The 20,015-nt window shown below is 66.5% G+C and carries 11 protein-coding genes; 4 read left to right on the top strand and 7 right to left on the bottom strand.

The window, feature by feature from the left end; translation table 11 throughout:
- Positions 1–59: 59 nt before the first annotated feature.
- Complete coding sequence (locus KVO92_RS12430) at positions 60–1,028, bottom strand: PstS family phosphate ABC transporter substrate-binding protein (protein ID WP_217475950.1); 969 nt, start codon at positions 1,026–1,028, stop codon at positions 60–62.
- Positions 1,029–1,246: 218 nt separating this feature from the next.
- Here KVO92_RS12430 and KVO92_RS12425 point away from each other — a divergent pair, with 218 nt between their 5' ends.
- Positions 1,247–1,648, top strand: a complete 402-nt coding sequence (locus KVO92_RS12425) for an acyl-CoA thioesterase (protein WP_102846839.1) — start codon at positions 1,247–1,249, stop codon at positions 1,646–1,648.
- A gap of 16 nt (positions 1,649–1,664) precedes the next feature.
- Here KVO92_RS12425 and KVO92_RS12420 read toward each other — a convergent pair whose 3' ends face one another.
- On the bottom strand, positions 1,665–2,855 hold the full coding sequence (locus tag KVO92_RS12420; RefSeq protein ID WP_217475949.1) for a GGDEF domain-containing protein: 1,191 nt from the start codon (positions 2,853–2,855) through the stop codon (positions 1,665–1,667).
- Between the two features lie 165 nt (positions 2,856–3,020).
- On the opposite strand from KVO92_RS12420, the gene KVO92_RS12415 reads away from it, so the two are divergent.
- Positions 3,021–3,938, top strand: a complete 918-nt coding sequence (locus KVO92_RS12415; protein ID WP_217475948.1) for an AEC family transporter — start codon at positions 3,021–3,023, stop codon at positions 3,936–3,938.
- Positions 3,939–4,017: 79 nt separating this feature from the next.
- Here the strand turns inward: KVO92_RS12415 and KVO92_RS12410 are convergent, their stop codons facing one another.
- The 4 genes from KVO92_RS12410 to recC form a co-directional block, all read right to left on the bottom strand.
- Positions 4,018–4,803 (bottom strand): substrate-binding periplasmic protein, encoded by a 786-nt coding sequence (locus tag KVO92_RS12410; RefSeq protein ID WP_217477240.1) that lies wholly within the window; start codon positions 4,801–4,803, stop codon positions 4,018–4,020.
- A 144-nt stretch (positions 4,804–4,947) separates the two neighbouring features.
- The gene (gene recD / locus KVO92_RS12405; protein ID WP_217475947.1) at positions 4,948–6,795 is read right to left on the bottom strand and encodes an exodeoxyribonuclease V subunit alpha; all 1,848 of its coding nucleotides are present in this window, start codon (positions 6,793–6,795) and stop codon (positions 4,948–4,950) included.
- Positions 6,796–6,838: 43 nt separating this feature from the next.
- Entirely contained in the window at positions 6,839–10,387 is a 3,549-nt protein-coding gene (gene recB, locus KVO92_RS12400; protein ID WP_217475946.1) for an exodeoxyribonuclease V subunit beta, read from the bottom strand.
- Between the two features lie 633 nt (positions 10,388–11,020).
- The gene (gene recC / locus KVO92_RS12395; RefSeq protein ID WP_217475945.1) at positions 11,021–14,332 is read right to left on the bottom strand and encodes an exodeoxyribonuclease V subunit gamma; all 3,312 of its coding nucleotides are present in this window, start codon (positions 14,330–14,332) and stop codon (positions 11,021–11,023) included.
- Between the two features lie 225 nt (positions 14,333–14,557).
- Here recC and KVO92_RS12390 point away from each other — a divergent pair, with 225 nt between their 5' ends.
- On the top strand, positions 14,558–15,445 hold the full coding sequence (locus KVO92_RS12390) for a cache domain-containing protein (protein WP_217475944.1): 888 nt from the start codon (positions 14,558–14,560) through the stop codon (positions 15,443–15,445).
- A gap of 158 nt (positions 15,446–15,603) precedes the next feature.
- Positions 15,604–17,298 (top strand): Na/Pi cotransporter family protein, encoded by a 1,695-nt coding sequence (locus tag KVO92_RS12385; protein WP_217475943.1) that lies wholly within the window; start codon positions 15,604–15,606, stop codon positions 17,296–17,298.
- A gap of 83 nt (positions 17,299–17,381) precedes the next feature.
- On the opposite strand, the gene KVO92_RS12380 is transcribed toward KVO92_RS12385, so the two are convergent.
- Complete coding sequence (locus KVO92_RS12380) at positions 17,382–19,934, bottom strand: TRAP transporter permease (protein ID WP_217475942.1); 2,553 nt, start codon at positions 19,932–19,934, stop codon at positions 17,382–17,384.
- Positions 19,935–20,015 lie beyond the last annotated feature (81 nt).

Below are 20,015 nucleotides of genomic sequence, written 5' to 3'. Positions count from 1 at the left end.
AAGCGTGGCGGGCGTGGCGTTCAGGCATGCGGCGGGTGCCGCACGCAAGGCTTCAGGCCTTAGTTCAGACCCAGCTCTTGCATGGTCTTGTCGACCACTTTCTTCGGCAGCGGGATGTAACCGTCCTTGACCACCACTTCCTGACCCTGCTTGGACAGCACCAACTTCAGGAACTCGGCGTCGATCGGGCTCAGCGGCTTGTTCGGCGCCTTGTTGACGTAGACGTAGAAGAAGCGAGCCAGCGGGAACTTGCCAGCCAGTGCGTTCTCTTCATTGGCCTCGAAGGCTTCGCCGCCCTTGGACAGAGGCACGGCGCGTACGCTGGAGGTCTTGTAACCGATGCCCGAATAGCCGATGGCGTTCAGCGTGCTGGAGATCGACTGCACCACCGAAGCGGAACCCGGCTGCTCGTTCACGTTGGACTTGAAGTCACCTTTACACAGGGCTTCTTCCTTGAAGTAACCGTAGGTACCGGATACCGAGTTACGACCGAACAGCTGGATCGGCTTACCAGCCCACTCGCCGGTCAGACCGACGTCGCCCCAGGTCTTGATGTCCTGCTCGCCGCCGCACAGACGGGTGCTGGAGAAGATGGCGTCGACCTGCTCGATGTCGAGGCTCTTGATCGGGTTGTCCTTGTGGACGAACACCGCCAGGGCGTCGATGGCGACCGGAACCGCAGTCGGCTTGTAGCCGTATTTTTCTTCGAAGGCCTGGATCTCGTTGTCCTTCATCGGACGGCTCATCGGGCCAAGATTGGCGGTGCCTTCGGTGAGTGCCGGCGGCGCGGTGGAAGAACCGGCAGCCTGAATCTGGATGTTGACGTTCGGGTAGTTACGCTTGAAGTCTTCGGCCCACAGGGTCATCAGGTTGGCCAGGGAGTCGGAACCGACGCTGGACAGGTTGCCGGAAACGCCGGAGGTCTTTTCATAGCTCGGCAGCGCCGGGTCGACCGCGGCGATTGCGCTCGCTGCGCCTACACCAGCGGCAACGAAAGTCAGGGCCGCCATCAAACGATTCAGTTTCATTCCATGCTCCTAGCAGGGGGTGTGTCGGTGTTTGCAACGGTGGCCATTGTCTGCAGGCCGTGTGAACACTCTATGAACCGAATATGACAATCTGGTGACGAAACTGAACTTTAGGCCACCTTAGTCGCTGCCACCCTCGACAGCCGTTATACTCGCCCCGGCCCGCACTACCGCGGACCTTTCGCGCTAGAACAACAAACGCGCCGCGAGTCGACCCGATGAAAGAATACGAACAGGAAGATCCGATCCCACAGGGCGACCTGGCCCTGCAACTGACCGCCTTGCCGCGCGAAACCAATGGCTTCGGCGATATTTTCGGTGGCTGGTTGGTTTCGCAGATGGATCTGGCCGGCACCGCCATGGCCAGTCGCGTGGCCGCCGGGCGCGTCGCGACGGTGTCCATCGACCGGATGGCGTTCATGGTTCCGGTGGCGGTGGGTGCCCAACTTTCGTTCTATACCCAGACGCTGGAAGTCGGACGCAGCTCGATTCGCATGCTGGTGGAAGTTTGGAGCGATGACCCCTTGTCCAGCGAGTGGCGCAAGGTTACTGAAGCGGTATTCGTCTTCGTGGCGATCGACGGCAGTGGCCGTACCCGCCCGGTGACGCCACGCCGCTGAGCCTCGCGGCCACCGGCTAAGCGGCGATATTGAGCCGGTAGCAGTTCTTGCCGGCCTGCTTGGCTGTGTACAGGGCCGCATCGGCCGCTTGATACAACTGCTCGGCACTCTGGCCCGCGCCCCACATGGCGATCCCGATGCTGGTGGTGACGTAAGCACTCCGGGGCGATGCCGGGTGCGGCACCGCACGCTCGGCGAGGGCGTGCAAAAGCTGGCCGGCTATGACCTGTGCGGCCTGCGCATCGCAATCGAGCAACAGCAAGGCGAACTCCTCCCCACCCACACGTGCGGCCAGATCCATCGGCCGCCGCGCGAAGCGCCCTAGCACATCGGCGAAGACCCGAATCAGCGCATCGCCGGCCGGATGCCCCAGGCTGTCGTTGTACGCCTTGAAGTTATCCAGATCGAGTAGCAACAACGCCAGCGGCTGGCCATCACGGCGTGCCTGCAACAGCGTCTGCCTGAGTGCAACATCGAAGCTGCGGCGGTTGGCCAGGCCAGTCAGCGCATCGTGCTGCGCGACCCAGCCGAGCAGTTGCCGAACCAGAAACTGCTCGCGCTGCGAGTATTCGTGGACATAGCGACTGACCGCGCCGACCATCAGCAGCAGCAGGTAATAGCTGACCGCGATCCAGTGCACCTTCATCGCGGCAGGCGACAGAATCAGCGTGGCCATCAGCACATCGATCAGCACGATGGCGGTGGCGCTGACCAGGGCCCGCCAGAAGGTGATGCCCAGGAAGAAGAACGAACAGACGATCAGCAGGCCGGCGCCATAACGAAAGGTCATATCCGGCTGCATGATCTCGTACTGGATGTCGATTCGTGCCGCCACGGTCCCCACCATGACAAGGAACAGCGGAAACAACCGATTGGCGGCGACGCGCAAACGCCTGTGGAACAGCGAGATGGCGAGCACGGCGAAACCCGGCACCATCTCCAGCAACCGAAGCAGCGTGAGCTCGCGCAGCCAGCTCGCATCCGGGTGGGGTATCAGCTGCCGCTCGGCATACAGATAACCGCCGACCACGGCGATCAGCAGGCAGGCGCCGAGGCGCTGTGCCAAGCGTGCCTGGCGATGCAGATAACGGCGAAATTCGCGCTCCAGCTCCGGCACGAACAGCAGGCGACGAAACCCCGCGAGCAGCTGCCTGCCGTAAGGCGTGTCGCGGAAATCCTCGGCGGATTGCTGTTCTAGGCTTTGCATCGTCGTCGCTCGTGTACTGGCACCGCCATGATATCACTTGGACATCACACCAACCGTTTTCCCGATGAACGTGAAGGGCGGTAGCGGTCGTCCAGGCCGCGACGGTGACGGTTCGCTTGCCGATGCCGTCGGGACGCTCCACTATCGGGTCACCTACACAGTTGGATGTATCGCGTGACTGCTCTACTGCTCGCCCTCTGGCCCCTGTTCGCCCTGATCGTTGCCGGCTATTTCCTGCGTCTGCGGGAGTTTCCCAGCGAGGCCTTCTGGCCGGGCGCCGAACGGATCAACTACTTCGTGCTGTTTCCAGCGTTGCTGTTCAGCAGCCTGGCCACCGCGCCTCTAGGCAATCCCGCGCTGCCGCGCCTGGCCGGCGCAGTCATGCTCGGACTGGGGCTGGCATGGGTGGGCTTGCTGCTGTTGAAGCGGCTGCGAGGCTGGCCGGCGGCGCGCTTCGGTGCCTTCGCCCAGGGCGCTTTGCGCTTCAATACCTATCTGGGCCTCGCCGCAGTAGGCAGTCTGTTCGGCAAGGAAGGGCTGGCCATGGCGGCGCTGATGCTGGCCTTGATGGTGCCAACCGTGAATGTGATGTCGGTCTGGGCGCTGACCGCCGAGCGTGGCGTCAGCCTGCGCGGCCTGCTGCTGCCGATCGCGAAGAACCCGCTAATCCTGGCCTGCGTGACGGGCGCGCTGGTGAACGTCTCCGGGCTGGGCCTGCCTGGCGGTACCGACCGCCTGCTTGGCCTGCTCGCAGCGGCCAGCCTGCCGCTGGGCCTGCTGTGCGTGGGCGCGGCGCTGAAGCCCAAGGAGCTCGGAGGGGAAGTCCCGGCACTGGGCTGGAACAGCGCCGCGCGGCTGCTGGGCGTTCCGCTGCTGGCGTATGGCGTGGCACGGCTGATCGGCTTGCCGGCGATGGAGACCACTATTCTGGTGCTGTTTTTCGCCCTGCCCACCGCGCCGACCGCCTACGTTCTGACTCGCCAGCTTGGCGGCGACAGCCACCTGATGGCGGGCATCATCACCCTGCAGACCTTGCTGGCCGCCGCCAGTTTGCCGCTGGTGCTGACGCTACTCGACGGCTGAGGCCCGATTCGCCACGCCAGCCAGGCGAACCTTGGCCAAAGGTAAATCGAGTACGGCTCGCCCGGGCCGCTCACCGCCACTAGCGTGCCTCCTCGGACGGTTGCGCGTCCGCCAGCGCACCGTCCGCCAGGATGGCGTCGACCAGCTGCTGATAGTCCCCGCTGGCACGCAAGTCAGCCAACCCCTGGTTGAACCGCTCGATCAACCCTTCGGCGCCCGCACGGCTACGCGGCACGATGAGATGCATCGTCTGCCGGCCCACTACCGAGCGAGAGACATGAAAACGCTGGCGAGGGGCGCCGGTCGCCGCCAGCGCGTAGCGCCCCAGCAGCAGGTCCGCGACGAACAGGTCGTCGCGTCCGAGCAGCAACAGCTGCGCGCAGCTGGCCAGGCCAGGCGGCGAATGGCGGATCAGTCTCCCCTGCTCGACCTGCGCCTGTATGTTGCGTGGCAGCTGCCAACCCAGCGGGTGGCACAGCCTCAGCCGGCCTCCGTGGGTGAGCCGCTCCTCCTCGAAGGCATCCTCCGCACGGCTGAACAGGTGTTGCCGGGATACATAGAGGGGCGCCGAGTAAAGAAAATCACGCTCGCGCTGCTCGGTATGGATATAGGGGAAGGTGGCGTCGTATTCACCGCGAAGCGTCATCAGGTAGCCCCGATTCCAGGGCTGCCAGGCCAGCGTCGAGGGCATGGCGCTACGGGCGAAGGCCGCTTGCACCACCTCCGACAACACGCCGGACCCCGCGAGCGACTTTCCCGTGAGCGGGGCATAATCGTCGCCGGTCACCAGCCGCACGTCCGCACCATGAGCGCCGAGGCTGAGCGCCACACTCAGCAGCAACCCAAGGCTCCAGTGTCCCGTCATCGACACGATCGATCTCCCCCTGAACGGCTGATGCACCCTACCCGAACCCGCCGCATGCGTCTGCGGCGGCCTTCGCGCAATCGGAACCCCGCAAGCGGCAGGTTTGCGGCCGGAGCAAGCGCCGGCCTCGGGTAGCCGCGTTCATCAGAACAAACTGAGTTGATCACCGGCTGGCGCACCGGCGGGCGTCGGCATGCCGGGCGGCGTGGGCGTGCGCGTTACCTCCCCCAAGCTTAGTCGTTCGGCGAGCCCAGCAGCCCGCTCGGCGCGGGTGATGACCGCTTCGGCCAGCCGTGCCGGCAGTGCCCAGATCTCCACCTTGCGCTTGGCCCGGGTGATGCCGGTGTACAACAGCGAACGCGTCAGCAACGGGCTGGGTTGCTCGGGCAGCGCCAGCAACACCTCGGCGAACTCCGAGCCCTGGCTCTTGTGCACCGTCATGGCAAAGGCACTGTCATGGCTCGGCAGCCGCGCCGGTGCGAAGCCGCGAAAGCCCTCGTCGCCCTCGAAGAACACCCGCAGGCCCTGTTCGGTTTTCAGACACAGACCGATGTCGCCGTTGAACAGGCCCAGCGCGTAATCGTTCTGCCGCACCATCACCGCGCGGCCGGGATACCAGCGCTCGCGGCTCGCCACTCCGAAGCGGCGCTTGAAGCGCGCCTCCAGCGCTTCGTTGATGCCGCTGACGCCAAAGGCGCCTTCACGCTGGGCGGTCAGCGCACGGAAGCCGTTGAAGACCTCGAACGCAGCGGATGGATCAGCCTGCCGCGCGGCCTGCAGATAGGGCGAATAGCCCTGCTCGAGCCGTTCGATCAGCGCCGCGGGGCTGGGCGCCTCGTTCCAGGCGAGATCTGCGCGCCCCTCCTGCAGCAGCGCAACCGTACCCTTGGCGTCGCCAGCATTGATCCGCCGCGCCAGTTCGCCGATGCCGCTGTCGCCGGCGAAACGGTGGCTGTGGGTCAGCAACACCACCGCATCGCCAAGGCGCGAGCGCGGCGTCTCGACCGCTACGGGCTGGCCGGTGATGCGCTCGAGATCCGCGGCCGCCTCGGCATCGAAACCGCGCCCTTCGCAGAGTTCGGCGAACACCGCGCCGGCCTCTACCGCCGCCAGCTGATCCTTGTCGCCGAGCAGGATCAGCCGCGCCTTCGGTGGCAGCGCGGCGACCAGCTTGGCCATTAGCGCCAGGTCGACCATCGAGGCTTCATCGACGACCAACACATCCAGCGCCAACGGGTTGGCCGCGTCGTGGCGTACTTTCGGGCTGTCGCCGCGGCTGCCGAGCAGGCGGTGCAGGGTCCGTGCGTCGTCCGGCAAGGCTTCCTTTATGGCATCGCTGACTGGCAACTCGGCCTTGGCGTTACGGATCGCTTCGGCCATACGCGCCGCCGCCTTGCCGGTGGGGGCGGCGAGGCCGATGGCCAGGCGCTCGCCGCCCGGCTGCTCCAGCAGCGCTGCCAGCAGGCGCACCACGGTGGTGGTCTTGCCGGTGCCGGGGCCGCCGGAGATCACCGCAAGGCGCCGACGTACCGCCTGGGCCGCCGCTAATCGCTGCCAGTCGGGGCGTTGCTGGTTGAAGGCAAACAAGCGCGCCAGGCTGTCGCTCAGCCGCGCTTCGTCGACGTCCGGTGCGTCTGCGGCGCGGGTCAGCAATTGCTCGGCCAGCTGTTGTTCGTAGGCTTGGTAACGGGCGAGATAGAGCCGGTCACCGACCAGGGTCAGCGGCGAGTAGTCGTCCGCCCTGCCGACCAGCGGCGAGGCCTCCAGCTGGGCCCGCCATTTCTCCAGCGACGGCAGGCTGAGATCGACCTCCGGCCAGGGACGTTGGCCGGCGAATCGCTGAAGCGGCAGGCAGACATCTCCGGCTGCCAGCGCCTCACAGCACAGTGCCGCGGCGACCAGCACCTCATCTGGCGTCAGCGGTTCGAGGCGCTGAAGGCTCGCAACGAACGCACGCTCCAGCGGGCCAAGCGGCAGATCAGCGAAGGTCATCGGACGCTCCTAAAAAATAATGACCAAAGGGCCGTGCAGGCACTCATCGCCCCTCCTCGAACAGGCGATCCAGCGCATCGAGCAAGGCATCATCGGGCCGTGCGAAATACACACCCGCCTCGGGCATCCCGCGCAGGAACAGGTAGAAGGCTCCACCCAGCTGCTCGTCGCGGAAATCGGCCAGGCGCTGACGCAGGAAGCGGCGCAGCGCTACCAGGTAGATCAGGTATTGCAGGTAGTAATGCTCGCCTGCCAGCGCCTGCAGCAGCCGCTCGCCACCGTAGTAGCTGGCATCCGGGCCGAGCCAGTTGGATTTGTAGTCGGCGATGTACCAGCGGCCGTCGTGCTCGAAGGTCAGGTCGATAAAGCCCTTGAGAAAGCCCTTGAGGCTGTCGAACTCCAGCCGCGCCGCCGCCTCACGCAAGGGGGCGGCGAGGCCGTTGGCCGGATCGACCAACAGAGTGCGCAGCCGCGCCACGTCCAGATCCCGTACGGGAAAGGTGAAGCCCAGTTCCGGCAGGCGTCGGGCCGATTGCAACGCGGCGAGCGTCAGGCCGGTATCGTCCAGATCGGTGTCGAGCACCCGTTGCAGATGTTCGGTGGCGATCAGCTTCCATTCCAGTGGCAGGCCGTAGGCTTGCAGCGCAGGTTCGACCAAATCAGGCAATGCCCCTTTGCCGCGCGCCCAATCTTCGAGGATCGCGTGCAGGCAGGTCCCGGCCCGTGCACCGCGGGGAAAGGCGAAGAAGCCACTGCCCGGCTCGCCAGCATCGGGGATGGCCAGGGCGTCGCGGTCGGGCGCCTCCATGTGCATGCCGGCGGCAAGGCCGGAAAAACTGCCGATCCGCCAGGCACTGTGCAGGCTGCGATTGAGCTGCGACAGCTGCTGCGGTGGCGCGGCCCGGCCGGGGCCCTGCGCGCTGGCCTCGCGTGATTCCAGCGGCAGGCAGGCCATATGACCGTCGCTTCCCTGCGCCAGTCGCTCGATGGCCTGGCGCAGGCTGCCGCCGTTGAGGTCCGCCAGATGGATGCCCAGCTCACTCAGCGGATGCTCACCCGGCAGCTCGCGGCCGTGCAGCAGCCAGGCCAGTGCACTGGTGTGCAGGCCTTCGTCGGCGAGCGTGCCGTCCTTCTTCGGCTTGCACAGGCACACTGGCCCCCAATGCAGCCAAAGCCTGTCACGGGCGCGGGTCAGCGCGACGTAGGCCAGTCGCAGCTGTTCGGCAAAGACTTCCTCACGAGCGCGGTCGAGGTTGTCCTCCAATTCATCACTGCCAAGATCCAGCAACGGCTGGCCATCAGCGCCGTGGCAGCGAGCGCTGTCGCGGTTTTTGCCGAGCAGCTTGCCGTCCCACAGGAACGGGCAGAACACCAACGGGTATTCCAGGCCCTTGCTGGTGTGGATGGTGACGATCTGCACCCGCTCGGCATCGCTTTCCAGGCGCAGCAGGGCTTCCTCGCCAGCGCCTTCGCTGCCGCGTTGCGCGTTGAACCAGGCGAGCAGCGGCTCCAGCCCGGGGCGCAACAGGCTTTCGGCCTGGAGCAGCTCACCCAGGTGCAGCAGGTTGGTCAGCCGCCGCTCGCCATCGACCCGCGCCAGCAGCCGTTCGGCAACCGCCTGCTCGTCGAGCCAGGCACGGAACACGCGCATAAAGCCCTGCTGCTGCCAGAGCTGGTGATAGCGCTCGGCGGCTTCGCGCTCGGCATCCCACTGCTGCTGATCGTCCTGGCAGCGGGCCAGATCGGCGGCGCTGCGGCCCAGCAATCGGGTGGCCAGGGCATAACGCAGCAAGCCTTCGCGACCGGGCTCGGCGTAGGCGGCCAGCACCGCGGCCAGCTCACCGGCCTCTTCGCTGCGCCAGACGCTGTCGCGCCCACGCCGTACGCTGGGCACGCCGCGGGCGGCCAGCTCATCGGCGATCATCCCGGCCTGGCGATGGTTGGCCACCAGCACGGCGATATCGCCGCCCTTGAGCGGGGTGAACCGGCCGTCCTTGTCGAAGCCTGCCCGGCCTTCGGCGGCAGCCGCCAGCTGCAGGGCGATGCGTCGTGCGGTGTCGCTCGCCGCCAGTTGCGCGGCCTCGCCCTTGCCCAGCGGATCGTCGCCGAGCCAGACCAGCGACAGCGGCGCCGCCTCGCCCTCTTCCACCAGACGCAGCGTGGCGCGCGGCTTGTCGGCCGCGCCGACGGCCGGATAGCGGAGATCCGGTTGGGCAAAAGGTTGAGGGTGCTTGAACAGCTGGTTCAGGGCGGCGATCAGCGCGGGCGTCGAGCGGTAGTTGGTCGGCAGGTTGAAGGGCTCGCGGTCGGCCTGTTGCTTGGCGGTCATGTAGGTCGCCAGGTCCGCACCGCGGAAGGCGTAGATCGCCTGCTTGGGATCGCCGACGAAGCACAGCGACGCCTCGCTGGCGTTGGCATAGATACGGTCGAAGATGGCGTACTGGATCGGGTCGGTGTCCTGGAATTCGTCGATCAGCGCCAGTGGATAGGTCGCACGCAACGAAGCGGCCAGGTCTTCGCCGACCGGGCCTTGCAACGCCTGATCCAGACGGTTGAGCAGATCATCGAAAGCCAGCAGCCGCTGCGCCGCCTTGCGCTCGGGCAGCTCTCGGTTGAGCCGTTCCAGTAGCGCGACCTGTAGCGCGATCAGTCGCTGCTTGCCCGCTGGCAACGCCTCGGCAACCTGATCGGCCAGCGCGTCCAGTGCATGGGCAAGCTCACACACGGGCGCGTCATGCCCCTTCTTGCAGGCCTTGCTCAGCGCACGGACACCGAACTTGGCGGCCCCCTCGGGCAGGTCGAACATCACGGCCGGGTCGGCGAAATAGGCGTCCAGTTCCGCCTGCCAGGGGGCAAACTTGATGCTCTTGTGGGTGCTCTGGCTCAGGCCGCCATGGGCCAGCAGTTCGGCAACCCAGGCGGTGCCGGCGCTTTTCCACAATTCAGCCGCGCGCTGCCAGGCAGCCTCCACCGGGCGCAAATCAGCGGCGACCGGTGCGCCCTGGGGTTCGACCCGCAGATAGGGCTTGCCCAGATGGCTGCGCAGCCGCTGGCGTAACCACTGGGGTGTGATCCGGCTCTTGGCCAGGAAGCGCGCCCAGGCCGGATCGGCGTCGGCCAGCTCGCTGCGCCAGGCGTCGGCGAGCAACGCATCGATGATCTCGCGGTCGTCGGCGGTCAGCTCGCTGTCGAAATCGCCACCGGCCTCGAACGCCGCGTCCTGCAGCGCGCGCTGACAGAAGCCATGGATGGTGAAGATCGCCGCCTCGTCGAAGCCGTGCACGGCCAGCAACAGGCGCCGCCGCGAGGCTTCGTCCGGGTAGCGCGCATGCAGCCGATTGAGGAAGTCGTCATCGCTGGGTGTGCCGTCATAGACCGCCAACAGGTCGGCCAGCCGCGCACGGATGCGCTCGCGCAGCTCGGCGGTGGCGGCGGTGGTGTAGGTCACCACGAGGATCTGCCCCACCGACAGCTGCCGCTCCAGCAGCAAACGCGCATAGAGCGCGGTGAGCGTCCAGGTCTTGCCGGTGCCGGCGCTGGCCTCGATCAGCGAGCGGCCATCGAAGGGGGAGTCGAGCAGGTCGAGTTTCATGGCATGATCCTCCGAGCCAAAGCCGACTTTGCAGTGCTGGCCACACCCTCGGGTTGCGCCCCGCTGGGCGCCTTACTTTTCTTTGCCCGCGCAAAGAAAAGTAAGCAAAAGAAAGCGCGCCCCAACATCCGGGTCTGGCCGCTGCGCGGCCAGACTTCCCTCGCTCCGGCGCTGCTCCGGGGGCACGTCATGACGGGGCGTCCCTGCCCCGTCATTCCTCGCTCGGCATCCATGCCTCGCGTCCCCCTACACAACGCCTGCGCTCGGCCTCCTGAAGGGGATTCATGCGGGGCCTGACAGTGCGTGCGGGTGATGCCAACACCGGAGACACGGATACGGAAATAAGCTGGCGCCGCGGACCGGGGCCCCTCAGGAGGCCGAGTGGAATCGCTGCGCAGGCGGTCGAGCGGCATGGATGCCGCGAGAGCAGCGATGGGCCAGGGATGGCCCTTCGCTGCGTGCCGCCGGAGCAGGGATGGAGCGAGGGAACCCCGGCGCAGCCGGGGCCGGATGCGGGGTGTGCTTTCTCTTTGGTTACTTTCTCTTTGCACAAGCAAAGAGAAAGTGACTCGCCCGTCAGGGGCGAAACCCTGACCGCCGAACAGGCACGGCAGCAAGTGGAGACACAATGCTTCAGACGTCATCGCTCTGCTCCTCTCCATTCGCCAATGCATCCAGCGCCGGGCCTATCAGCCGTTGGGCCAGGGTTTCGAATCGCTCGTCGAGCGGATCGCGATCACGGAAGGCCAAGGCATTCCAGGGGTCTTCGGACTCGGCGGCGATGGGGCTGAACTCAGCCCCCACCCAGGCCTCCCGCGCCCGCTTGCGGGCCGTCTCGATGGGTTCGCTGCCGCGCGCCGGTTTGCGGTAGCCCTTGGCAAAGGCGTGGCTGCTGCGCGGCAGCAGCGGCAGCGGCTCGCGAATGGCGCAGCGATAGGCCGCGAGCCAGGGTTCGAGCAGCTCGGCGGCATTGGCCAGCGGCCCCAGCTGCCAATCGCCGGCAGGCGACAGCATCAGGCTGTTGCGTTCGATACCGGGCGTGGCGGACAGGTTGAGCAGCAAGTGGCGCAGCCAGAACGGCGGCAGATCCCACTCGCCCAGCTTGCCGAGCTTCCAGCCGAACAAGCCGGCCGGCGTCACGCCGTCGAGCCAGCCATGCACACGGATACCGGCCAGGGTGATGTCCACCGGCAGCGGCTCGGGCACGGCGTCCGGGCGCAGCTCGAACAGCCGCGGCGCGAAGGCACGCACCGGCCCGCGCAGCTTGCCCCACAGCGCCTGGCCCAGCTCGCCGGTGGGCAGCCAGCCAGCGGCACAGGCCATGCGCCGCTCGTCGTCATCGCTCCAGCCGTGTTCCACCGCTTGTAGGGATAGCCGCCGCAGGCCGTTCCAGGCCGGCATTTCCAGGTCGAAAGGCTCGTCGCTGGCGAGCGATTCCTGGTCGTCGGCCAGGCGCAGACCGAGACGCTGCTCGAGCAGGAAGCGCGCCGGATGACGGAAGCACTGCAACAGCTGCGACGGCTCGATGGTCAGCCACGCCTCGTCGGGTTCCGCGAGCAAGCTGGCGAACGGCTGCGGCTGGGTCTGCGGCGGCTCGGCGAGGCGCTGGGCGGCGCGATACCAGGGTAGCGAGAAGCCGGCGCAAGGCGCATCGCGGAAATTCCGTGGCGAAAACGGCTGCAACGGGTGGGCGACAAGGATCTTCTGGCTGACCGTCTTGGCCGCGGGCTCGTCAGCGCCCCCGGATGCCGGATCAGCAGGCGTCAGCGTGGCGGTCATATCGACGGCTTCGAGCACCTCACTGAGCAGCACCGAAGGCGGCAGCACGGCGTTGTCGCGCGGGTCGCGGCCGACATAGGACAGGTACAGCGCTTCGCGCGCCGACAGCAGGGTTTCCAGCAGCAGATAGCGGTCGTCGAGGCGCCGCGCCCGGTCGCCACGGCGCGGGTGGCGCCCGATCAGGTCGAAGCCCGACGGCGGCGTGCGCCGCGGAAAGGCGCCATCGTCCAGGCCCAGCAGGCAGACCACGCGGAACGGCAGGCTGCGCATCGGCACCATGGTGCAGAAGGTCACGGCGCCGGTGAGAAAGCCCGAGGCGCCACCGCCCTGCTGCAGCGCGGCGCTGAGCTGCTGGTGCACCAGCTCCAGGTCGATGGGCCGGGTCAGGTCGGCCGCCAGCGCCTGTTCGCGCAACGCCGCGCAGGCCTGGGAGAGCAAGAGCAACGTGTCGCCGGCTTCGCGCTCATCGAACAGGGTGTCGATCAGCACCTGCAGATCGTCGGCCCATTCGGCCAACGGTCGTGGTCGCGCCAGCTGATCGGCGAGGTTGCCGAGGCGCTCGACAAACTCCACCAGGCGACCGAGCAACTGCCCACGCGCGCCTTCCAGCGCATCCAGTGGCCAGTGTTCGCCGAGCAATGGCGCACTGTCTCCGGCCAGCTGCGGCGGCGCGGCAAAGCCCAGCAGTAGGCGGTCCAGCCCCTGGCGCCAGGTAAAGGCCGATTCGTCCGGCAGCCCCAGGCGGGCCCGCTGGCTGCCGTCGCGCCCCCAGCGCACGCCGGCGTCGCGCAACCAGTCGCGCAGCAGCGGCAGGTCTTCGCTTTCGATTCCGGCGCGTCGGGCAATGGCCGGCTGCTCCAGCCAGGCGAGGATTTCCTCGGCGGCGAAGCGGCTCTGCGCCAGCATCAGCAATTCGAGAAAGGCTTCGATCAGCGGCATTTCGGCGCGCAGGCTGCGGTCGGCAAGGCTGTAGGGAATCCGCGGGCTGCCCTCGCGCGGGGCGAAGACGGCTTCGATGAAGGGCGCGTAGCGCTCGATGTCCGGGGTCAGCACCACCACCTGATCCGGGCTCAGCTCGGGGTCGGCGGCGAACCGCGCCAGGAGCTGATCATGCAGGATCTCGACCTCGCGCAGCGGCGAGTGCGCAATGTGCACTTCCAGCGAGCGATCATTCTCGCCAAACGTGACGCGCTCATCGGGCTGCCGGGTGCGCAGGCGCAGGATGTCGTTCTGCAACGCGTGCAGCAGGCTGTCGTCACGCAGGTCTTCGTCTTCGGAATAGAGGCCGAACTCCTGGCTGCCTTCGCTGGCGGTCAGGCTGAACAACGAATCGAAGAAGTCGCGGCCCTGCTTGCCAAGGCTTGCCAGCAACGGATGGCCCACGTCGAGATACCAATCGTCAGCCCCGCTCTCCGGTTGCCTGGCCAGCTCGCGAATGTCGCGGATCTCGCCCCAGGCCTCGCGGCTCGGGTTGAGCGCGCAGACCACCACGTCGATATGCCGCGCCAGGCCGTCGAGCACGCGCAGGTGGTGCGGTGGCAGGCTGCTGATGCCGAACACCAGCAAGCGCTCGGGCAGGCCGGGCAAGGGTTCGTCGCTGTAAAGGCGTTGCAGCAGGTCGCCGAGCAGCCGTGCGCGGTGCGGGTGGCCGTCCTTGGTCAGTTCACGCCAGAGCAGCGCCTGCCAGGCTTCGTCGGGGCCGAGGTCGAGGGTTTCGCCGCGCTCCCAGGCGGCCAGCCAGTCGTCGCGATAGAGCAGGTATTGGTCGAAGACGTCGGCGATCTTGGCCGCCAGCGACAAGCGTCGGCGCTCGTCACCGCCGTCGAGGTATTGCGCCAGACGTGGCGCCAGTTCGAGGCTGGACGCTTCGCACAGCCAGCCATACAGACGCCAGGTCAGGGTCGTCGGGGAGAACGCCGATTGCTCCGGCAGGCTGCCCAGCACGGTGCGGCTCAGGTCCCAGACGAATTTGGCCGGCAATTGAATCTCCAGCTGCATGGCGATGCCCTGCTTGCGCGCCAGCTCCAGGGTCAGCCAGCGCCCCATGCCCTGGCTCGGCACCACCACCTGCGCCGGCGCAAAGGGATCGGCGAGCGGCTGGGCAAGCAGGCGTGTGGCCAGTTCGCCGAGGGTTTCGAGGTCAGGAGCGTGGTAGAGGCTGAGCATGGGCGGGCGGCTTCGGCTGGATCAGCGGCAGAGGGTAGCAAGTTCCGGCGCGCTCGCGGGACGTGCAGCAGATCGCTGGTGCGGCGTTTTTTCCTACTCCTTTCGCAGGTCCCCAACGGTCCTTGTGATCAATATCAATTCCCTTACTCGCCATAGGATATTCCATAGCAGGCAGACCCAAGCACCTTTGCGGCCTTTCGCCGGCCTCAGGCCAGGAGTAGATCAATGAAGCTGAACAACCGGAACCTGCTGATCCTTTCACTGGGCGCAGCCCTTTGCGCCAGCCCGCTGAGCTATGCCGCCAGCGACAACGCCCCGGCCAAGGGATCGGTCGAGCGTAGCCACGTGCGCCAGGCCAGCGCCCTGCTCGACCGCGCCGCCGCCCACCTGCAGGCCGAGGGGCCGGACCGGGCGCTCGCCGCGTTCAACGACGATCAGGGTGGCTTCGTCGATGGTCAGCACTATGTCTTCGTACTGGACAGCGCCGGCACCATGCTGGCCAACGGCGCGTCTCGGGCGCTGGTCGGACTCAACGTGATGAGCCTCAAGGACGCCGCCGGCGCACCCTTCATTCAGCAGATCGTCGAGGGTGCCAAGACGGCTGACAGCGGCCAGGTCAATTACCACTGGCGCAACCCGGCCGACAACAAGGTAGAGAACAAGACCAGCCTGTACCGCAAGGTGGGTGACCGGATCATCGCGGTGGGCTATTACATCCCGCGCTCCTCCGCCGAACAGGCGCAAAAGATGCTCGACGAGGCGGTTGCGCTGGTCAAACGTTCCGGTGCCGAGGCGGCATTCAAGGCGTTCAACGACCCGCAGGGTGGCTTCGTGATGAATGACGAGTACGTCTTCGCCATCGGCCTGGAGGACGGTAAATACCGCGCCAGCGGCGCATCGCCCAACCTGGTCGGCGTCGACGTGCGCGACATCACCGATGCCGCCGGTACGCCGCTGTTCAAGCAGATGATCGCGCTGGCCAAGGACAAAGGCACCGGCACGGTCGATTACGTCTGGCGCAACCCGGCCACCAACGCGGTCGAGAAGAAACACACCTTGATTCGCCGCGTGAACGACGTAGTGCTCGGCGTCGGCTACTACTCGTCGAACTGAGGCGGGCCACGGCAACCGCGGTGTCGCCGCGGGTGTCAGCCTCGTGAACGGCCGGCTGCCGGCGATGGTCCACCAGATATAGTCCACCGCTTGCGTTGCCGCGGGTACTGCGAGGATCGTGGACATCGGGATCATTCATTCGTCGGAGGCCGTGCCTGATGCTGACGCTGTTGCACTTGCTGTCCTCCATCGCCCTGCTGGTGTGGGGCACGCATATCGTGCGCACCGGCATCATGCGGGTGTATGGCTCGCACCTGCGCCGGTTGCTGGGCCGCAGCATGGCCAATCCGCCGCTGGCGTTCACGGCGGGGCTCGGCGTCACCGCGCTGGTGCAAAGCAGCAACGCCACCGCGCTGCTGGCCATCTCGTTCGTCGCCCAGGGATTGATGGGGCTGCCCACCGCGCTGGCGATCATGCTCGGTGCCGATGTCGGTACCGCGCTGATGGCCCGCGTACTGACCCTGGACCTGTCCTGGCTGTCGCCATTGTTTACCCTGGTCGGAGTCTGCCTGTTCCTGTCGCGCAAGCAGACCCGCGCCGGCCAGCTGGGGCGCGTGCTGATCGGTCTCGGCCTGATCATCCTGGCGCTGCAGCTGATCGTCGCGACCGCCGAGCCCATCACCGAGGCGCGCGGCATGCGCGTGCTGTTCTCCTCTCTTGCCGGCGACACCCTGCTCGCGGTTGTCGTGGGCGCGGTGTTCGCGGTGCTCTCCTACTCCAGCCTCGCCGCCGTGTTGCTCACGGCGACGCTGGCCAGCGCCGGCCTGATCAGCCTGCCCGTGGCGCTTGGCGTGGTCATCGGCGCCAACGTCGGCAGCGGCCTGCTCGCCTGGCTCAACGCGACGCCGCAGCCGGTGCCCGCGCGCCGGGTGGCACTGGGCAATCTGCTGTACAAGCTCGCCGGGCTGAGTGTGCTGCCGTTTCTGCCGATGCTGGTCGAGGCGATGACTGCGTTCGGCTTCAGCGGGCAGGCCCATGTCATCGCCTTCCACCTGTCCTACAACCTGCTGCGTTGCCTGCTGTTGCTTCCGACGGTGGGCCCGATGGCCAGGCTGTGCGAACGCCTGCTGCCCGAGCGCGTGTTCGACAGCGGTATCGCCCAGCCGCGTCATCTCGACCCCACGGCGCTGGACACGCCGACCTTGGCACTGGCCAACGCCACGCGCGAAACGCTGCGCATCGGCGACCTGGTAGAAACCATGCTGGCGCGCCTGCTCGAAACCCTGCACGAGAATCGCCCCGAGCCGGGTGAAGAGATCCGCCGCCTGGACGACGACGTCGACGCGCTCTACAGCGGGGTCAAGCTCTACCTGGCGCGCATGCCACGCGAGGACCTGGCCGAGCAGGAAAGCCGGCGCTGGGCGGAGATCATCGAACTGGCGATCAACCTGGAGCAGGCTGGCGACATCATCGAGCACATGCTCGGCAAGGTGCAGAACCTGAAGACCTCCAAGCGGCGCTCGTTTTCCGATCGTGGCCTGGACGAACTCAGCCAACTGCATGCGCTGCTCAGCGCCAACCTGAGCCTGGGACTGTCGGTGTTCCTTTCCGGCGATTCGCACAGTGCGCGCCAGCTGTTGCAGCAGAAGCGCCAGTTCCGCAAGCGCGAGCGCGAGCTGGCTCATGCCCATGTGCATCGCCTGCATCAGCAGGTGGTGGAAAGCATCGAGACCAGCGCCGCTCACCTGGAGCTGATCGCGGACATGAAACGCCTGAACTCGCTGTTCTGCAGCGCGGCCTACGCAGCGCTGGAGAGCGCCAGCGGTGGCCGTGCACGGGCGACGGACGAGAACCCGACCGCGCGCGACCCGCGACTGGCGGACCCGCACTTGCCGCCCGGCAAACCGGCCTGAACCCTACCGCGCACTGGCACCTCAAAACGAAAAACCCCGGCCATGCTGGGCATGGCCGGGGTCGGGTTAGCGAGGCGAAGCGATCACTCGCGCTTGCGCCGCCGTTGCATCCAGACCACCAGGGCGAACAGCAACAGCGCCGGTAGCCACATCCACTCCTTGGCCAGGCGATCGGTTGGCGCACGCACGGCCAGAATCTCCTGGTCAAACTGCAGCCCCAACTCGGCGGCCGGGCTGCCGAAGGTCACGCTGTCGATCAGCACCTTGCCGTCCTGTTCGTAGGTCATCAGGCCGAGCTTCTCCAGCTTCTCCTCGCCGGTCTCGCCGTCCGGAATCGCCACCAGCAGGCTGAAGTCACGCACGTCGCCAACGGCGTCCTCACCGCGGATACGCAGCCGCAGCTGGCTGTCCTCGTCGACCATTTCCAGCGCCTGCACCAGCTGCGCGGGCGGAATGTCGCGGTAGGGATCATGCACGATGTCCATCCAGAAACCCGGACGGAACAGGGTGAAGGCGACGAGCAGCAACAGCAGGTTTTCATACCAGCGACTGCGAACCAGGAAGTAGCCCTGGGTACCGGCGGCGAAGATCAGCATCGCCAGGGTCGCGATGATGAAGATCACCACACCGTGCCAGAAGTCCACGTCAATCAGCAGCAGGTCGGTATTGAAGATGAACAGGAACGGCAACGCGGCGGTACGCAGGCTGTAATAGAACGCCACCACACCGGTCTTGATCGGATCGCCCTTGGACACCGCGGCCGCGGCGAACGAAGCCAAGCCCACCGGGGGCGTGACGTCGGCCATGATGCCGAAGTAGAAGACGAACAGGTGGACCGCGATCAGCGGCACGATCAAGCCACTCTGCTGCCCCAGCGCCACCACCACCGGTGCCAGCAGGCTGGACACCACGATGTAGTTGGCGGTGGTCGGCAGCCCCATGCCGAGAATCAGGCTGAGGAAGGCCGTGAGCAGCAACATCAGCATCAGGTTCCCCATCGACAGCAGCTCGACCAGATCGGCGAGGACCAGACCGACACCGGTCTGCGATACCGCCCCGACAATGATCCCTGCCGCCGCGGTGGCGATGCCGATGCCGATCATGTTGCGCGCGCCAGCGATCAGGCCTTCGCGCAGATCGATCACGCCATCCATGAAGGTACCGTGCTGATGGGCGCCATCCCGGCGCATCCAGCTAAGCAGCGGGCGCTGCGTGAGGAGGATGATGACCAGGATCACCGAGCCCCAGAATGCGGACAGGCCGGGCGACAAGCGCTCGACCATCAGGCACCAGACCAGGACCACCACCGGCAACAGGAAATGCAGGCCGGACAGCAGCACCGGACGGGTTTCCGGCAGTTTCTCCAGCGGCGCATCGGGGTCTTCCGGTGGCAACGGCGGGTTGCTCGCGGCGACTTTCAACAGTGCCAGGTAAACGACCACCAGCAACGCACCGATCACCCAGATCGCCGCGTCGCCCAAGGCCGGTTTCAACCAGCCGAGGCCGTAATAGACGGCCAGCGAAATGCCCGAAATCAACGCAACGCCGAAGGCGAAGCCGATCAGGCGCTGCATCCATGGCTTGGCCACGTTGGCCCGCGGCAGGGCGGTCAGGCCAAGCTTGAGCGACTCGAGATGGACGATGTAGACCAGCGCGATATAGGAAATGAGCGCCGGCAGGAAGGCGTGCTTGATCACCTCGACATAGGGAATGCCGACGTACTCGACCATCAGGAACGCGGCGGCGCCCATCACCGGCGGCATGATCTGGCCGTTCACCGAGGACGCCACTTCCACCGCACCCGCCTTCTCGGCGGAGAATCCGGTGCGCTTCATCATCGGGATGGTGAAGGTACCGGTGGTCACCACGTTGGCGATCGATGAGCCGGAAATCAGCCCGGTCATGCCCGACGCCACGACGGCGGCCTTGGCCGGGCCGCCACGGAAATGACCGAGCATGCTGAAGGCCAGCTGGATGAAGTAGTGACCGGCGCCGGCACGTTCGAGCAACGCACCGAACAGGACGAAGAGAAAGACGAAACTGGTGGAAACGCCGAGCGCGATGCCGAACACGCCTTCGGTGGTGATCCACTGATGGTTGGCCAGTGCCGTGAAGCTGACACCGCGGTGCGCCAGCAGCCCCGGCATATAGGGTCCGGCCAGGCTGTAGCCGAGAAAGATGACGGCAATGACCGCCAGCGCCGGCCCCAGTGCGCGGCGGGTCGCTTCGAGCAGCAGCGGGATGCCGACGCAGGCCGTCAGCAGATCCATCGTGGTGAGATTGCCCGGGCGTTGGGCCAGTTGCTCGTAGGCGATGAACAGGTAGCCTGCGCTCGCGGCGGCCAGCAAGCCGAGCGCGATATCGACCAACGGCACCCGGTCACGAGGCGAGCGCTTGAACGCGGGGTACGCCAGAAATGCCAGCAGCAAGGCGAACGCCAGGTGGATCGAGCGGGCTTCGGTATTATTGAAGACGCCGATGCGCAGCATGAACGGCAACGGCGAAGCGATCCACAGCTGGAACAGCGACCAGAGCAGCGCCAGACCGGCAATCAGTTGGGCCATGGCGCCTTCGGGGATCCGCCCCCCGACGTCTTTGGCGATCAGCTCTTCCGTGGAAAGTGATTTGTCTTGCATGAAATGAGGCCTGTTTTTCAGGTAACGGAAACCGCGAGAACCCGTGGCATACGCTCACGGGTTCTCAGGCGAAAGCCGCAT

This window comes from Stutzerimonas stutzeri (assembly GCF_019090095.1).
GTDB lineage: Bacteria > Pseudomonadota > Gammaproteobacteria > Pseudomonadales > Pseudomonadaceae > Stutzerimonas > Stutzerimonas stutzeri_AN.
This window is presented reverse-complemented; position numbering and strand designations above follow the sequence as displayed.